Source organism: Noviherbaspirillum saxi (genome assembly GCF_003591035.1).
Lineage (GTDB): Bacteria > Pseudomonadota > Gammaproteobacteria > Burkholderiales > Burkholderiaceae_D > Noviherbaspirillum > Noviherbaspirillum saxi.
Genome location: NZ_QYUO01000003.1, coordinates 1,436,208 through 1,453,601, shown reverse-complemented (window position 1 = coordinate 1,453,601; position 17,394 = coordinate 1,436,208). Strand labels below are relative to the sequence as shown.

At 57.9% G+C, this 17,394-nt stretch carries 15 protein-coding genes; all 15 read left to right on the top strand.

The window, feature by feature from the left end; all coding sequences use genetic code 11:
• On the top strand, positions 1-886 hold an 886-nt coding region (locus D3871_RS29680; RefSeq protein WP_420799689.1), incomplete at its 5' end, for a hypothetical protein.
• Positions 887-1,194: 308 nt separating this feature from the next.
• Positions 1,195-1,761, top strand: a complete 567-nt coding sequence (gene tssB / locus D3871_RS29675) for a type VI secretion system contractile sheath small subunit (protein WP_119772729.1) — start codon at positions 1,195-1,197, stop codon at positions 1,759-1,761.
• 47 nt (positions 1,762-1,808) lie between these two features.
• Positions 1,809-3,296 (top strand): type VI secretion system contractile sheath large subunit, encoded by a 1,488-nt coding sequence (gene tssC / locus D3871_RS29670; RefSeq protein WP_119772728.1) that lies wholly within the window; start codon positions 1,809-1,811, stop codon positions 3,294-3,296.
• A gap of 82 nt (positions 3,297-3,378) precedes the next feature.
• Entirely contained in the window at positions 3,379-3,864 is a 486-nt protein-coding gene (locus tag D3871_RS29665) for an Hcp family type VI secretion system effector (protein WP_119772727.1), read from the top strand.
• 125 nt (positions 3,865-3,989) lie between these two features.
• A complete protein-coding gene (tssE, locus tag D3871_RS29660; protein ID WP_119772726.1) occupies positions 3,990-4,448 on the top strand; it encodes a type VI secretion system baseplate subunit TssE in 459 nt (152 codons plus the stop codon).
• A 256-nt stretch (positions 4,449-4,704) separates the two neighbouring features.
• Positions 4,705-6,465 (top strand): type VI secretion system baseplate subunit TssF, encoded by a 1,761-nt coding sequence (tssF, locus tag D3871_RS29650; protein WP_119772724.1) that lies wholly within the window; start codon positions 4,705-4,707, stop codon positions 6,463-6,465.
• Positions 6,453-7,532 carry a type VI secretion system baseplate subunit TssG gene (gene tssG / locus D3871_RS29645; protein ID WP_233575882.1) on the top strand — a complete coding sequence of 360 codons (1,080 nt, stop codon included), beginning with the start codon at positions 6,453-6,455 and terminating at the stop codon, positions 7,530-7,532. The genes tssF and tssG overlap by 13 nt, the downstream gene beginning before the upstream one ends.
• Positions 7,533-7,537: 5 nt before the next feature.
• On the top strand, positions 7,538-10,255 hold the full coding sequence (gene tssH, locus D3871_RS29640) for a type VI secretion system ATPase TssH (protein ID WP_119772723.1): 2,718 nt from the start codon (positions 7,538-7,540) through the stop codon (positions 10,253-10,255).
• On the top strand, positions 10,252-12,240 hold the full coding sequence (locus D3871_RS29635) for a type VI secretion system Vgr family protein (RefSeq protein ID WP_119772722.1): 1,989 nt from the start codon (positions 10,252-10,254) through the stop codon (positions 12,238-12,240). The genes tssH and D3871_RS29635 overlap by 4 nt, the downstream gene beginning before the upstream one ends.
• A 1-nt stretch (position 12,241) precedes the next feature.
• Positions 12,242-12,997 (top strand): toxin-antitoxin system YwqK family antitoxin, encoded by a 756-nt coding sequence (locus tag D3871_RS29630; RefSeq protein ID WP_233575880.1) that lies wholly within the window; start codon positions 12,242-12,244, stop codon positions 12,995-12,997.
• Positions 12,997-13,383 (top strand): DUF4280 domain-containing protein, encoded by a 387-nt coding sequence (locus D3871_RS29625; RefSeq protein WP_119772721.1) that lies wholly within the window; start codon positions 12,997-12,999, stop codon positions 13,381-13,383. Before D3871_RS29630 ends, D3871_RS29625 begins: the two co-directional genes overlap by 1 nt.
• 21 nt (positions 13,384-13,404) lie before the next feature.
• Positions 13,405-13,677 (top strand): hypothetical protein, encoded by a 273-nt coding sequence (locus D3871_RS29620; protein WP_119772919.1) that lies wholly within the window; start codon positions 13,405-13,407, stop codon positions 13,675-13,677.
• Between the two features lie 68 nt (positions 13,678-13,745).
• Complete coding sequence (locus D3871_RS29615; RefSeq protein ID WP_199724958.1) at positions 13,746-14,660, top strand: substrate-binding periplasmic protein; 915 nt, start codon at positions 13,746-13,748, stop codon at positions 14,658-14,660.
• Between the two features lie 10 nt (positions 14,661-14,670).
• A complete protein-coding gene (locus D3871_RS29610; RefSeq protein ID WP_233575878.1) occupies positions 14,671-15,957 on the top strand; it encodes a dicarboxylate/amino acid:cation symporter in 1,287 nt (428 codons plus the stop codon).
• Positions 15,954-17,384 carry a dicarboxylate/amino acid:cation symporter gene (locus tag D3871_RS29605; protein WP_119772719.1) on the top strand — a complete coding sequence of 477 codons (1,431 nt, stop codon included), beginning with the start codon at positions 15,954-15,956 and terminating at the stop codon, positions 17,382-17,384. Before D3871_RS29610 ends, D3871_RS29605 begins: the two co-directional genes overlap by 4 nt.
• Positions 17,385-17,394: the final 10 nt, after the last annotated feature.

The window sequence follows — 17,394 nt, the reverse complement described above, 5'->3', positions numbered from 1 at the left end:
TGGCTCACCTGTTGCGGACAGCACCGCCTCAGAGATGCCGGAAGCGGCATCTGCCGCAGGGCTGCAGCCCGCGGGCAGCACAATGGATGACGAAAATGCCGGGATCGCAGAGAAAGTCGCAACGCCGGTAGAGAGGCCAGACAAGCCTTCTTTGCCAGACTCGAAAGACACTCCGGCTGCGCCACAATCTGACAAGCCACTCGGGAAAGCGGCGATTGAACTGCCGCCAGGCACTGCATCTGATCGTCTGCCGGAGCAAGGCGAAGCCCTGGATCTCAGTGCGAAAAGCGGAAAAGAGGTGCTGGCTGCAATGGAAGGTGATAATGCGATCGGCATAAAAAATCCAGCTTCCGGACAAGCTTTGCCGGAGGGCGAGGTCGTTGAAAATGACATTACTGCTCCCGCCGCGACGCAGAATGCGGCGGGTACGGACGCGGCACTGTCTGCGAAAAAAGCGGCCGTGGAACCAATCGGCGCGGACGCAAAATCACCGTCCGACATCTTCAAGCAGGTTGGGGACGGGCAGGCTGGTGCGGCCAAAGGTGTTAAAAAGCCTCAGATCCAGGACATCCCCCTGCAAGAAATCCTGCCGGCGGCGGCGGGGCCCGAAGGCACCGTCGTAGCGAAAGCATCGGTACTCGAAGCCTTAGCACCCGGAATAAGCACCGCTGAGGTGCCGGCTGATAGTGTGGCCACGCCGTCCGAAAAGCCGATGAAGGAAATGCAGGATGATGCGGCACGTTCGACCATGGAGGCTGTAAATCCAGCACCGCCTGGCGCCGCCACATTGCCACCAGTCCCCGCCATGGCTAAAGATGCGGACTCTGCGCTTAAGGAAGCGCTACGTGCACGGTTGACAGATGCAGCAAGCAAAGAGTTCGTCTGAAAATTGATTGCGTTGTCATGGCTGGTTGGCGATGTCCGGCATAACAGATTCCGTTTCACACTGCAGTGCACCAGTTTTGGGAAAACGAACGAAACATAAAATCTTCTTTGACAAAAATTAAAAAAATGCTTGTTGGTGGAACTTTTTCCACCTACCATAAGATTGATTCTTAGAAACTAGTTGTTACTAGTCATACTTTGGGACGGAGTTCAAACCAAAGCCAAAGCGAAGCTGACTTAAGGGTCATCTCGTCTTGGGGGACCACTCCAATGATCACTAGTCCAGTAAACCTAAGTGAGGGTGAGGGAATGTCAGACAGCTTGCAAAAATGGGTGGGACGCAATCGTCCTCCACGCGTTCAGATAACGTATGACGTCGAAACCGGTGGCGCTTCCGAGAAAAAGGAATTGCCGCTCGTCGTCGGCCTTTTGGCTGACCTGTCCGGGCAGCCGCTTGTGCCGCCGCCGAAACTCAAGGATCGGCGCCTGATTGAAATCGATCGTGATAACTTCAGCGAAGTGATGGGCAAGATCGCCCCGCGACTGGATATTCCTGTACCGGATACCCTGAAAGGACAGGGCAATCTTAAGGTTGAACTGAATTTCACGGAATTTGAACACTTCCACCCTGAATCCATTGTCAAGCAGGTTCCCCGCCTGGCCAAGCTGCTCGAAGTGCGTCAGCAACTGCGCGACTTGCTGGGCAAGCTCGATGGCAACGATGAGCTCGATGCGCTACTGGAAAACATTATCCAGAACACTCAGGAACTCCAGACCCTCAAGGGCCAAGGCTCCTCAGCATCGGATGCTCCGGCAGCTTCAGCAGTCGCCCCGGCAGCTCCTGCTGAAGGTGAATCTGAGGCGGCGCCAGCCTGATAGTGCGCAGCGCGCTCATCTTACAATCGAATACAGAGAGTTAAACTATGGCAACTAGTCAAGCTGCGCAGGGCGGCGCAAGCACGTCCACCGAAGAACTCGGCCTGCTGGACCGCATCGTCCAGGAAGGCAAGATGGCGATCGAGCCATCGCAAAAAGCCTACGCAAAAACCCTTCTCGGGCAATTCGCTACCCAGATTCTTGATGAAGGCATGAAAACCGCGCCGGACAAAGGCGTGGTGGCAATGATCAATGAGCGTGTCGCGGAGATCGACCGCATCCTGACCGATCAGCTCAACGCGATCATGCATCACCCTGAGTTCCAGAAGCTCGAAGCTTCCTGGCGCGGTCTGCACGACATGGTCATGGGCACTGAAACCGGTCCGACCCTGAAGCTGCGTCTGCTGAACGTGTCAAAGAAGGAATTGCTGAAGGACCTGGAAACTGCGGTCGATCATGACATGAGCATGTTGTTCAAGAAGGTCTACGAAGAAGAATACGGTACCTTCGGCGGCAATCCATATTCGTTGCTGATCGGTGATTACTATTTCGGCCGTCATCCGCAGGATATCGCCTTGCTTCAGCGCCTGTCCAAGGTGGCAGCTGCGGCCCACGCGCCATTCATTTCTGCGGCAGCGCCTTCCCTGTTCGACATGGGTGAATTCACCGAACTCGGTGTGCCACGCGATATGTCCAAAATTTTCGAAAGCGCCGAACTCGCTTCATGGCGTGGTTTCCGCGAAACCGAAGATTCCCGCTATGTCGCGCTGGTGCTGCCGCGTTACGCTGCCCGCCTGCCCTATGGCGCAAAGACTTCTCCGGTCGAGAGCTTCAATTTCGAAGAAGAAGTCAACGGCAAAGACCACTCGAAGTATCTGTGGGCGAACTCGGCTTATCAGCTCGGACTGCGTATTACCGACGCCTATGCCAAGCACAGCTGGACCACCGCGATTCGCGGCGTCGAAGGCGGTGGCAAGATTGCCGGCATGACAGCGCATACGTACAAAACCGACGAAGGCGATGTCGTACTGAAATGCCCGACTGAAGTCACCATTACCGACCGTCGCGAAAAAGAGCTCAATGACCTCGGCTTCATTGCTGCAGTCAATTCCAAGGGTTCGGACTTTGCTGCGTTCTTCGGCGGCCAGACGGTCAACAAGCCTAAGCTTTACAACCTGGATTCAGCCAACGCCAACGCAGCGCTGTCATCGCGTTTGCCTTATGTGTTAGCCGCCTCACGCTTTGCGCATTACATCAAAGTCATCATGCGCGACAAAGTCGGTAGCTTCCAGACCCGTCAGAGCGTCGAGACCTACCTCAACAACTGGCTGAGCTCTTACGTGCTGCTGAGCCCAAATGCGACCCAGGGCGAAAAGGCGCGCTTCCCGCTGGCAGAAGGCCGTGTCGATGTGACAGAAGTTGCCGGCAAGCCTGGCGCATACTCCGCAACGGTGTTCCTGCGTCCGCACTTCCAGATGGAAGAGCTGACAACATCAATCCGGCTGGTCGCCGAATTGCCAGCCGCAGCGGCTTAATCTCTAATTTATTTTTAACCTGTTCTGCTAGATCAGGCGCCGTCATGGCGCCTGATCTAGCACCTTAAATTTGGAGACAGTAATGTCCGACGTATTAATTTTGGATCTGGGAACCACGATCAAAGGCAATTGCCAGATCAAGGACTATGCAGACAAGCTGATTGTATTGTCGTATTCGCACGGCGCGTCAATTCCAATGCAGATGGATTCGGCAAATACCGAGCGTACTGCGGGCCGTCCGTCGTTTTCGGAAATTTCATTTTCCAAGATGTCCGACCTGTCAACGACCGAACTGTACAAGGCTTGTTCGCAGGGTACGAAGATCGGTACCGCGACATTGCACGTAGGTCGCGTGGAAAACGGCGTATACATGAGTTTCTTTAAGTACGAGTTTACCAACGCCATGATCTCCAGTATCAGCACCTCGGGTGGTGGCGGGATTCCGTCGGATTCGTTCTCGCTTGCATTTAGCAAGATCAAGTGTGATTTCACTCAGCAGAAGACGGATTCGACCGCGAAGGGTACCGGCACCTGGAACTGGAATCTGGAGACAATGAAGGCCGACTGATGGATATGGCATCCAGTCTTTACTGGATGCTCCGGCTTCCCTGACTACGCCCGGCACCCACGCAATGCTTTACGCAACAGCGTACCGATGCCGGGAAAGTCATTTCGACAGAGTGTTTCGAGATCATGTCAAAAGCTATCGCGGCGTCGATTGTTCCGTTGTTTGATCGACTCAGCGGCGTTGCCCATGCTTCACAGGATGGCCGGCTTCTGGATGCGGGCGGTCTGCAACATTCATTGCAACTTGATCTTGCACGCCTGTTCAACGTCCGAAACGCACTCACGATTCAAGAATATCTCACCTGTGAACTGTCGGTGCTGCATTACGGCTTGCCCGACAGCTTGAGCCTGTCGCCGCAATCACAAATTGATCTGGAAATCTGGGCGAACGTTCTCGAACGATGCATTGAGATGTATGAGCCCAGGCTGTCCCATGTACAGATCGAAGTAAAGCCCGACCCGGTAAAGCACTATGGCGCGCGGGCGACGATCGCTGCCGCCGTGATGCTGGGAACGCAACTGTGCCGTGTGAATTTCGATGTTGCTCTGAGTGCACAATCTGCACAAGTAGAGGCGGCAGCATGAGCGCTGCCGGTATCATGTTCCTGCAATTCGCACAGGCGCCATCTAAGCAGGTCCGCACAAGTTTTTTAATACGTCGTGTTCAGCACTCCCTTCTCCCGCGGGCGGGAGAAGGGGCGGGGATGAGGGTGTTTGTCAAGGCCGCTCTTCGTCACAATCACCCTCACCCCAGCCCTCTCCCGCCTACGGGAGAGGGAGCGAAATACAAATGTAGCGGGTTTTGTCAGAAAACTTTTGCGGACCCGCTTAGGACAATGCCGTGAATACGCAGGACGATATTCTTGAATACTACCGGCGGGAACTGCTGTATCTGCGTACGCAGTCAGCCGATTTCGCTGCACGCTATCCCAAAGTTGCCCAACGCCTGGCACTGACCGGGGCGGAATCCCCGGATCCTCATACCGAGCACCTGATCGAAGCAGTTGCCTTCATGACTGCACGCGTCCATCGCGATCTGGATCGGGACTTTCCGACGATCGCTGGAGCGATGCTGGATAATCTGTGTCCCAGCCTGACACAACCTGTACCAGCCATGACCGTGGTCCAGATGACGCTGGATTCGTCACAGGGCAAGGTAACTTCCGGCATGCCGGTGGCACGGGGCACGATGCTGTCGGCCACCGCGTCCAGCGGAGAAAATTGCCGGTTTCAGGTTGGATGGAATACCACGCTGTGGCCGCTGCAGATTGCGTCAACCAAACTGGAAGACACGCGCACCCTGCGCCTGGAAGTGCAATGCGATGCCGGCATCGATGTGTCGGACCTGGAACTCGATAGTCTAAGATTTCATTTGTCGGGAGACCTGCTGACCACAATGCCGCTGCATGAACTCCTCATCAGCGGACTTGAGCGTATTGAACTGGTGACCGGGCAGGGCGCACTCCATCGATTGAGTCCCCGCAATCTGCGCGAAGTCGGCTTTGACGAAGGTGAAGAAGTGTTGCCTCAACCGGCACACGCGCATCCTGCTTACGGCCTGTTGCAGGAGTATTTCGCGTTCCCGCGCAAATTCCAGTTTTTCGACCTGACTGGATTGCGCGGCCTGCTGGGCGCCGGTCAGGGTTTTTCGGTGCGCTTCATCTTTAACCGGAGCGCGCGCGTGCTATCGCTGCTCTCGGCAGATAACTTCCTGCTTGGCTGCGTTCCCGTCATCAATCTGTTTCCGAAGACCAGCGAGCCGATCTGGTTTGACCGGCGTCACTATGAATATCGCCTGATCCCCGATTACCAGCGTGATGCAGTAACAGAAGTGCATTCGGTGGTGTCCGTCACCGCGTCAGATCCGCAGTCGGACCGCCCGGAACTCATTCCATGTGTGTTTGCGCAATCGGACAGCAATACCTCCGACAACAAGTCGATCTTCTGGTCGATGCGTCGCGAGATGAGCCTGCGCAAGGACATCAGCGGAACCGATGTGTTCCTCAGCTTTATCGACCGCAGCAATGTGCACGTCACGCCGGACGAACCGGTCGTCTATGCGCAGCTGCTGTGTACCAATCGCATGCTCGCGGAGCAGATCTCGCCTGGCACCCGGTTCTTTGGCGATGGCATTTCGACCTCTACGCGCATCCGCACGTTGTATCAGCCCAGCGCGCAACGGCTGCCCGTGATGTCGGCCAAGGCCTTGTGGTCACTGGTATCGTTGTTGCGGCTGAACCATCGTTCGCTGGTGGACGGCACCAATGGCGTACAAACTTTGCAGCAAATGCTCATGCTGTTCGCCGGCGACAGCGCGCGTGACCAGGCGCAGGTGCGTGGCATCAAGAACCTGACTGCGTCGGTCGCAACGGCCAGGCTGGGCACTGATACCTGGCGAGGCCATTGTCGCGGTACTGACATCAGCCTCGAATTCGATGCCGAAGCGTTTGTCGGTACCTCTCCCCTGGTTCTGGCAGGTGTGTTGTCACGCTTTTTTGCACTGTATACCGCGGCGAATTCCTTTGTCAGATTGTCAGTGCAGCGCGGTGGAGAACCGTGGATGCAGTGGCCCGCAATGAGTGGACGGCAATGTCTGATCTGATGTCCCTGTTGCGGGAGAGTCCGCATGACTTCGACCTGTTCCAGGCAATTAGCATCCTGGAGCGTAGCGAGCCTGCGCGCGAACCGGTGGGCACCTCTCTCGGGATCGATGAAGCAGTGCGGCTTGCATCCCAGGTCGATCTGGCTTTCGCTCCCAGCGATATCAGCAGTGTGGCGGACAGCGACCGGCCGGGGCCGCCGTTGACACTAAAGTCCAGCGCGTTCTCCCTCGCTGGCGCACAGGGTTCCCTGCCAATGCCGTTTACCGAGATGATCATGGAGCGCCGCCGCATGCGTGATCATGCCGGGCTGGATTTTCTCGACATTTTCAATCAACGTCTGCTGGGGTTTTTTTACCGCGGCAGGCGCAAGCACCATCTGGCACTCAGCGCGGGCGATGTTGCCGACGCGCCGTTGGTGCGCAGTCTGGATGCGCTCTCCGGGTTGGGGCGTATGGAAGATGCGCGCGGCCCCAACGGCGAATTGGCGTGGCTGCGTCATGCAGGCGTGCAGGGCGCCGCGCCGCGGTCAATGGCATCGCTGCTTGCGGTCGTGCGTGACCGGCTCGGCGTGCATTTTTCGGGACGCCAGTTCGTTGGTGGCTGGAATGCGCTGGCGACTCAGGAACAGGCTTGTCTGCATGACCGGAAGCGGCCGTTCGGTGCGCAGTCGCGCCTGGGCATGGGTGCCTGCCTGGGGGCACGGGCCTGGGATCAGGGTGCGGGGATGGAACTGTCGACCCTGCCGCTTGACACAGCATTGTTTTCATCGTTACTGCCGGGTGGCGAAGCCAGCGCGTTGCTGGGGTGGCTGGTGGCACGCCATCTGCAGCGCGATATTCAAGTTGTAGTGCGGCTTGACCTCAAGAGCCAGCCATCGACCCGTCTCGGACATGTTGACCCGCTGGCGCCACGTCTGGGCCTGAGTGCCTGGCTGTGCAGTCCCGCCGGCAACAGCCCGCATTCTGTGGCGGATCGCGCCCCGGTGCGTTACCAACCACCATGCTTCGTGCTGCAGACGGCAACAGCAGTACAGGACAGTAAGCTGACGTCGCCGGAAAGAACCTGATCGCCATGGAAATCGATATCCGTACCCTGCTGGCCAAACTCAATCCAGAGTGCAAACGCGCGATGGTGGAGGCGGCTGAACTGTGCGTGAAGCAAACCCAGTTCAATGTCGAACTTGAACATCTCTTGGTCAGGCTCATCGAATCCGGAGCCCCCGACCTGAAGCTGGTACTCGAGCGTTTCGAAGTCAACGCCAATACAGTCACGATGCAATTGCAGCAAAGCATGGACGGGTTCAAACGCGGCAATGGCCGCACGCCCGCACTGTCCCCGCATTTCATGCCGCTGTTTCAGGAAGCATGGCTGCTAAGCTCGATGCTGCTTGGCAGCCAGCAGATCCGGTCCGGAACGGTCATCCTTGCCATGCTTGAGGTCGACAGCCTGCGTGGCCTGCTGATCGAAACCGCGCCGGATTTACTGAAAATTCCGCGCGGACAACTTCGGACCGAGCTGTCGACGCTGCTCGCCAGATCGGCAGAAGATGGCGGCGACGCGGGACACATTGCAGCCGCTGCCAACGCTGTGCCGGCGGGCTCGGGCACACCCGGCCGCATGCCGGAACTGCCATCCAGCCGCAGCGGTGCAACCCCGTCGCTGGACCAGTTCACCGTGGATATGACCGCGCTTGCCCGCGAAGGCCGGATCGACCCGATCCGGGGCCGCGATGAAGAGATCCGTCAGATCATCGATATCCTGCTGCGCCGCCGCCAGAACAATCCGATTCTTACCGGTGAAGCCGGTGTCGGAAAAACTGCGGTTGTGGAAGGATTCGCGCAGCGTGTTGCGCAAGGCGCAGTGCCGCCGGCGCTCGCCAACGTGTCGGTCCGTACGCTGGATTTAGGCTTGCTCCAGGCTGGAGCGGGCATCAAGGGCGAATTTGAAAACCGCCTGAAGTCGGTGATTGCGGAAGTGCGCGCATCGGCCACGCCGATCATCCTGTTTATCGACGAGGCGCATCAGCTGATCGGTGCCGGCGGCGCCGAAGGACAGGGCGACGCGGCCAATCTGCTCAAACCCGCACTCGCACGCGGCGAACTGCGCACCATTGCGGCCACGACTTGGGCCGAATACAAGAAATACGTGGAACGTGACCCCGCGCTGGCGCGCCGGTTCCAGGTTGTCAAAGTCGAAGAGCCAGTGCAGGACGTCGCAGTCGGCATGTTGCGCGGCATGGTCGCAACCCTCGAGAAGCACCACGGGGTCGAGATTCTCGATGAAGCCGTGCTTGACGCCGTGCGGCTGTCCGACCGTTATATCACTGGCAGGCAGTTGCCTGACAAGGCTATCAGCGTACTCGACACTGCCTGCGCGCGGGTGGCGATCGGCCAGTCAGGTTCACCCTCCCAGCTCGAATCGCTTGACCGCGAGATCATGCTGATGAGTGAAGAGTTGCGCATCATGCAGCAGCAGCACGCACGCGGCGAGGATAGGGCGGACGAGATCAGCCGAGTCGACAAGCAGCTCAAGGGACTGCGCGAACGGCAGTCCAGGCTGGCGGAGAAGCTGTCGGATGAACGCCGTGCGGTCCAGGAAATCCTCGCGTTACGCCAGAAAATCGCGGACTCGGTCAACAATGGCGAAGAAGCCGATGACGACATCCGGGCATCGCGCGCGGCGCAGTTGCAGCGTTTGCAAAAAGGACTCGAAGCCATCCAGGATGACGAGCCTCTGGTGCCCGTGTGTGTCGATTCGAACATCGTCGCGGACGTGATCTCCGGCTGGACCGGCATCCCGGTTGGCAAAATGCTGGCGGATGAAATTCACACCGTGCTGCATCTGAAGGACCGCCTGGCCGAACGTGTCGTAGGACAGGATCAGGCACTGGATGCAATCGCGCGCCGGGTGCGAACCTTCCGCGCGGAACTGGATGACCCAGGCAAGCCGGTTGGCGTCTTCATGCTGGTGGGACCTAGCGGCGTCGGAAAAACCGAAACTGCGTTTGCGCTGGCCGACATGCTGTACGGTGGTGAACGCAATATGGTCACCATCAATATGTCCGAATTCCAGGAAGCGCATTCGATCTCCAGTCTGAAAGGCGCACCGCCCGGCTATGTCGGCTATGGAAAAGGCGGTGTGTTGACCGAGGCGGTCCGGCGTCGCCCCTACAGCGTGGTGCTGCTCGACGAAATGGAAAAAGCCCATCCGGATGTGCTGGAGATGTTCTTTCAAGTCTTTGATAAAGGCACGATGGAAGATGGTGAAGGCATTTCCATCGATTTCAAAAATACCCTGATCCTGCTGACTTCGAATGCGGCACAGGATGTGATCACGCAGGCTTGCGGTGCCGGCCGGCGGCCCGACGTGACCGAGCTGACCGAACGACTGCGCCCGGCACTGCTGCGCCAGTTCAGCCCGGCATTCCTGGGACGCTTGGTGCTGGTGCCGTATTATCCGCTCGGCGACGAGCAGATCCGCAACATCGTCGATCTCAAGCTGGAAAAGCTGGCGCAACGGTTTGCGGAAAACCATAACGCCAAGTTCACCTGGGACGATAGTGTGACGGAGCTGGTGACGGCACGTTGCACCGAAGTCGACAGCGGCGCCCGCAATATCGACTTCATCCTGACGCAGACGGTGCTGCCGCAGCTCTCTTCGCTGGTACTGGAGCGCATGTCGATGTTGCAGCCTTTCACGTCGATTCACATGCGTGTGTCCTCGGATAACCAGTTTGCATTCGACTTCCAGGATAGCGCCTTGGGCGCACAAATCGGTAGCCGCGCATGAGAACCGGATTCAAACAAGCGGGAGGTCTGCTCACAGTCACGACACCGTTTGGGACAGATGATCTGCTGCTCGATGCCATGGAAGGCAGCGAGGGTATTTCGGAGCTGTTCAAGTTCAACCTGCATATGCGCTCGGAGAAGACCAGCCTGAGTGCCGCCAGCATCGTCGCCAAATCCGTGACAGTCAAGATGGCGATCAAGGGCGGCACCGCCCGTTATATCACCGGTATCGTGTCGCGCTTTATTCAGAGCGGTTTTAATCGGGAGTTCGCCAGCTACGAGGCGGAACTGGTGCCGAAGCTGTGGCTGTTGACGCTCTCACGCGACCGCAAGATCTACCAGACGAAATCGGTTGCGGACATCATCAAGGCAGTGCTGACGGAATATGGCATCACCTTCTCCGACAAGCTGACGCAGACGTATGACCCGCTGGACTATTGCGTCCAGTACGATGAAACCGCCTTCGATTTTATTTCCCGCCTGATGGAACAGGCGGGCATCTTCTATTTCTTTACCTGCACCAGCAGTGGTCACACCATGGTGCTGGGAGATGCGACGTCCAACTTTGCGAGCTGCACCGGCGCCGCAACCGTACGGTTTTTCCCGGAAACCGGCATGGAAAATCCCATTGATACGGTGTCGCGGTTTGCGTATGAAAGCGGTATCGCCTTGAAGAAGGCGATTGTCAACGACTATGATTTTGTGAAGCCGAGCACGTCGCTTGAAGGAACCCACTCGGCTTCTGCCGGCGACGGTGCGACTTATGAATTTGCTGCCGGCCATCTGGCGGTCGCGGCCGGCACTGCCATTGCCAAGTTACGGGTAGAAGCCAGCCAGGTATCGGCCGAAATATTGCGCGGCGATAGCTTTTGCTATTCCTTTACGGCAGGGACCAAATTCACGCTCAAGGATCATTTCGTCACCAGCCTGAATGCAGCATTTGTGTTGCGGCGGATTCACCATACCGCACACGATGACCTGTACACCAATTCGTTCGAAGCCTTTCCGGCGACGGTGCCATTCCGGCCGCCTGTCCAGACACCCAGGCCGCGTGCGGTAGGATGCGAAACCGCGCTCGTGGTTGGCCCCAGCGGCGAAGAAATCTGGACGGACAAGCATGGCCGCATCAAGGTGCAATTCCCGTGGGACCGTGACGGCGTCAAGGATGACAAGAGCTCAACCTGGATCCGGGTAGCGCAATCAGCAGCGGGCAAGGGATTCGGCGCGTTGTTTTTGCCCCGGGTTGGTCAGGAAGTAGTGATCACCTACCTCAATGGCGATCCGGAACGGCCGCTGGTCACCGGCTGTGTGTACAACGGTGAAAATGCCACGCCGGTGACCTTGCCGGCAAATCAGACCCAGACGGTGATTCGCACCCGTTCGTCAAAGCAGGGAGCCGAAGGCAATGAACTGCGTTTCGAAGACAAGAAAGATGCCGAGCAGCTGTATATGCATGCGCAAAAGGACATGCTGGTCGAAATCGAAAATGCACTGACCACGACCGTGAAAAAGGGAGCGGAAATCCATACCCTGGACGAAGGCGACCGTACCATCGAACTGAAAAAAGGCAAGGAAACCCACAAGGTCAAGGGGACGCGCACGCTGGAGGTGACCGGCGACGAAAGCCATACCAACTCGGGTAAATTTACCCATACGGTAACAGGTGACTATCAACTCAAGATCGACGGCAAACTGACCATCGAAGCGACCGGCGGGATCACGATCAAATCCGGTGCAGCGATCGAGCAGAAAGCACAAACCGCATTCAAGCTTGAAGCCGGGACGGCGCTGGATGCCAAGGCGGGAACCGCCCTGACGAACGAAGCGGGCACCAATCTGACCAACAAGGGACTCAAGATCGTGAATCAGGGCACAGCGCAGATCGAAAGCAAGGCGCCAATCATCAGTAGTAAAGCCGACGGCATGAACACCGTGGAAGCAGGCGGAATGCTGGTCCTTAAAGGTTCGCTGGTAAAGCTGAATTGATATGAACCGACCTCCTGATCATCACGATGCATCGCAGGAAGCCGCAGCGGCCGATTCACCCGCTGCCGCAACCGGCATGGTGCCGCAGCTGATCGAGGAATCCGGCGATGACGGGCAAGTCGTGCTGCGTTGCCGGGTCCTCGACGGTAAATTGCAAGGCCTGCTGGAAAAATTCGGAGACAACGGCGTGCCGTTGTTCAAGGCGAATTACGAGGCCGGCCTTTTGCATGGAAGCATGGCGATTTATACGGAAGAGGGTGCACTCGCGCAGGAGTCCGAATACGTACAGGGTGTAGCGCACGGCACCATGAAAATGTATGTGAATGGGCGCTGCGTATCGGTCCAGAACCTGGTTGAAGGCATTCCTTCGGGACCAGCGCTGACTTATGACGAGGCGGGCCTGCTGACCGCGCGGATGAATTACGTCAAGGGACAGATTCAGGGGGCGGCGGAGTTTTTCCACGAAGACGTACGAATGCGCAAATCGCAGTACAAGGCAGGACTCCTTGAAGGCGAATCAGTCGATTTCGACCGGCAGGGCAGCATTGTCCAGACCTGCATCTATCGCGCCAACGTGCTGCATGGGCCGATGCGGCGGTTCTGGCCGGATGGCGAGCTGATGGAAGAAGTGACCTACCGCAATGGCGTACCCGTAGGGACGCCGGCACGGTATGACACAAAGGGACGACGCACCGACACCGCCGCCGCCACGCCCGATCTGCTGGAGCGGCTGCAAAAACTGGTGAGGGGAGGCTGATGGGACAACAAGTCTGCATGGGTGCGATGCTCCGGTGCACCTTTGGGGTAGCGCCGGCAAGCCTGGTCGTATTGCCGGTCAATGGGGTTCTGACCGGGACGCCGGCTGCCAACATCATGGACAACAAGCCGTTCGTGAATATTCTGCCGTTCGGGATGTGCCAGTCGGTTTCCAACCCCATGGTGGCGGCTGCAACCGCCGCTGCGCTCGGAGTCCTGACACCGATGCCTTGTATTCCAGCGACGGCTGCGCCATGGGTTCCTGGCGCTCCGACCGTTTTGACCGGCAATATGCCGGCACTGAATAACTCCTCCAAACTGATGTGCATGTGGGGCGGGGTGATCGGTATTGATGTCCCCGGACAGTTTACCGTCATGGTTCCTTAACAAATTTTTAGCGTGATCATCATGGAATATCGATTCAGCCTGACACCGCGCCTGATAGCCCTGACCCTGTTCTGCGGCGTCTCGTTACTGGCCCTGCTTTTTACGCTCGGCTTCCAGGTCGGACAGCGGATGGGTGGCGCCACACCAAAGGCAACCCCGGCCAGCTATGTCGCCAACGCCAAGGCGGATGCTGCGGCCGCAACCCGGATGGCAGGCAGCATGAGCTCTGACATTGCCGCTGCTGCTACACCGGGTGTGGACAAGGCGGCCTGGACGCCGAAGCCAGTTCCTTGAAAGATGCCATCATGAACGCCTGTTTGCATACTCAACGAATCCATTCGCGCCGCTGGTCCGGCGGACGGATGCTTGTTAGCAGCCTTATCCTGCTGTGTGCCTGTGTGCATGGCTGGACGTTCGCTGATCCTGTTACGCCGCAAAAGGTCGCGCTCACACGTTCCGCCGCGGTTGCTCCGGCCCCGGCGGTTGCCCCGATGCCGGCAGAACCGGCATCGCAGTCACCGCTGGTCAAGGTCGCCGATGGCCGTTGGCTGGCGCCGGATATTGCGCGCATCGTCAATCGCGGTGAGCTGGTTGTTGCCATGCTCAAAATAGACAATCCACCATTCTTTGCTGAAAAAAATGGCGAACTGAGCGGAACGGATGTCGATCTCGCCAGATTGATCGGGAAGGAACTGGGCGTTCCGGTGCGCTTTGACCGCTCGCCGGAGACTTACGACAGCGTGGCTGAAATCGTCGCCAATGGTCAGGCGGACCTGGGCATCAGCCGGCTCGCCAAAACCTTGAAGCGTGGGCAGTTCGTGCATTTCTCCAGCACGTATATGCGTCTTGGCCATGCACTGTTGATCAACCGTGTGCGTTTTGCCGAGCTTTCGGGCGGACGTCCGCCGCCACAGGTTCTCCGCAACTTCACCGGCAGGATCAGCGTGATCGCCAGTTCCTCATGGGAGGAATTCGGGCGCCGGAATTTTCCCGATGCAAAGATCATCCCTTATCCCAGCTGGACCGCCGCCGTTGCGGCGGTAAAAAAGGGCGAAGTCGTTGCCGCCTATCGGGATGAACTGGAAGTGATGGCTATTTTGCGGCGCGATCCGAGTCTTGCGTTAACCCTGCGCACCGTGACATTCAATGATCTCGAATCGTCATTGAGCATGATGATCGGTGTGCGCGATGCGACCTTGCTCTCGTTTGTCAACGAGGTGATAGCCCAGCGTCCGGAAAAGCCGACTGTGGCGAGCGTACTGAAACTGATGAACTAGAGAGAAGCCTGTGGATATCCCGACCGGAATGCAGCGTTTTCAACGCTGGGCCTTAAATCCGTGGACCGTGCTGGCTTGCGTCCTGGCGGGTGGGGCATTGGGCTGGGCCGCGCCGGCGTTCTCCAGGAATCTGGGAATCGTCGGTGTCGTCTATGTCGATCTGCTCAAGATGATTGTCTTGCCGTTCATGATTTCGGCCGTCATCTTCAGCCTGCAGAATCTATACCGTGACGGCGGGGCCGGCAGGATAGTCAAAAGTGTCGTGATCGTCTTTGTTGCCATCTCGGTAGTCACGGCGGTGCTCGCGGCGGCCGGCTCGCTGCTATTCCGTCCGGGCAGCGACCTGCCGCAGGAGACGCTTGCCGCACTTGGCAATATCGTCAGCATCGATGCAAACCAGACCAATACCGACATGTCGTTGCGAACGCCGGAAGAGCCGCCCAAGGCAATGACCCTGCAGGATATTCTTCACTCCCTGATCCCGTCGAATATCTTTGCTTCGCTGGCGAATGGCGAAACCCTCAAGGCGCTGGTGTTCGCGCTGCTGTTCGGGTTCGCGGTCGGCCAGGTGCCTACCCGTATGTCGACCGGCCTGAATCACGCGCTTGAGACGATCTATGTCGCGTGCGAGACACTGACACACTGGATCAACCTGCCGGTACCGTTCATCCTGATTTGCATGACCGCCAGCCAGATTGCGGAGACCGGCCTGGAGCCGCTCAAGGCGATGGCCGGATTTGTGGCGGCATTCCTGGTGATATGCGCGATCCTGCTGGCGCTTGCGGTCACGCTGATCGGCCGCCGCGCCGATGTGCCGCTGAAAACGGTAGTAGCTGCCATGCGCGAGCCATTTGCACTGGGCGTAGCGACCAACAACAGCGCGACCTGTATGCCGGCGATGGTGAGCGGCCTCGTCAACAAGCTCAATTTCGCACGTTCGCGGGTCGAATTGCTGGTGCCCTTGAGCATTTCGCTCCTGCGGATGGGGCCGGTTGCCTATTACATTTGCGGCACCCTGTTTATCGCCGCGCTGTACGGCCGTCCCATTTCGGCGCTTGACGTCGGCTTGCTGATGCTGGTCTCGATCATGCTGGGATTCGCATCCGCCGGGATGGCCGGGATCGTCACGATTTCGCTGATCGGCACGACCTGCAGCTATCTCGGGCTGCCATTTGAAGCCGCATTCCTGCTGTTCGCAGCGGTCGATCCGGTGTGTGCGATGGCGAGAACCGCGGTTACCGTGATTGCAGGCTGCGCAGCAGTGTCCGTCATTTGCCCAAGGCCGGTGCAGCTATGATCCAGAAGAGACCGCTCATTCAGCTGAGGGAGATTTTCCAGCATCCGGCGACGCTGCTGGCCGCTGTCTTGCTGGGCGGTTGGACAGGCACGCTGTTCCCGGAAAGCGTCTCGGTCATGTCTGCAATATCGACGCTGTATCTGTCGCTGATTCAGGTGGCATCGTTGCCGTTTGTCGTGCTGGCGGTATTTTTTGGATTGCAGCGCTTGCCGTCATTGCCGAAAAGCGGACGACGGCTGTTTCTCATGATCGTGTTGTCGGTGATCGCGATGCTTTTGTGCTCGGTCGTCGGGATCCTGGTTGCCAGCCTGACATCGGCAGGGGCGGGGATCGCGGGCAATGAAGCCGAGGCACTGGGCGGGTTTGCCTTGAAGTCCGAGTCTCAGTTCATGATGTCCCTGCGCGACATCAGCGCCGATACGCAAGACCTGCTGAAAGTCCCGTCGATCATTCCGGACAACTTCTATGCCGTACTGGCGTTCGGGTCGCTTCCCTCCGTCCTGATCGGCGCGCTGGTGTTCGGAATTGCCGTGGCGGCGCAAAAGCCGGACGCGTCCGCGCATCTGACCGGCATCCTCGAAGGTATTTATCGCGCGCTCGAGTCGTTGGTCAATCGATTCAATTCTTTGCTGCCGGCAGCGGCGTTCGTGCTCGCAGCGGCGGCCACCAGCGCTGCCGGTCTCGAAGTCCTGGTGTTGTTAAAGAGTTTTCTCGGGGCTTTTTTTACCGCGGCATTGCTGATCTGTGCGGCGTCGATCAGTGCGATTGCATGGCGGCTGAAAAAATCCCCGCTGGAAGTCTTGATGGCGCTGCGCGAGCCGATCACGGTATGTCTTTTTTCTCCGGTGGCGGTGGCGGCCGTACCTGGGTTCATCCATAGCATGAGCGTCAGACTCGGCTTTAGCCGTGGCCTGGTGGAGTTGTATTCACCGATCGCCCCGGTCTTTGTCAAAGCTGGCGAGGCACTCTTTTTCTCGGTGCTTGCAATTTTCATCGCCAATCTCTATGGCCACACGCTGACCGTTGGTGAAGTGACAACGATATGCCTGCTGTCGTGGCTGGCTGCGCTATGGTCGGTCGGTGTCTTCGGGGTCAAGTCCGTGATTATGGGGACATTCGTCATGAACTCCTTAGGACTACCATTAGAAGCAGTGCTGCCCGTTTTCATACTGATTGAAGGGATTTGTGAGGGCGCGCGCAATCTGCTGTCGTTTCTAGTGTCGTCCGCTTTATTTGCACTCGTGTCTGATGGGCTGTATATTAATAATGGGCAAGTTTCTGAGGTTTGGCATGCGTTTTCTATTACGCTGACATTCAGCCGGAAGCAGGCACTCTTCGGATCTTTACTGTTGGCGATCGCATTCTTAGCGGTTTTTTGCGCCGGTGTCGGATTCGGTTTGCGTAAAACCATCCCATTTGCCATATAAAAGTCACTTC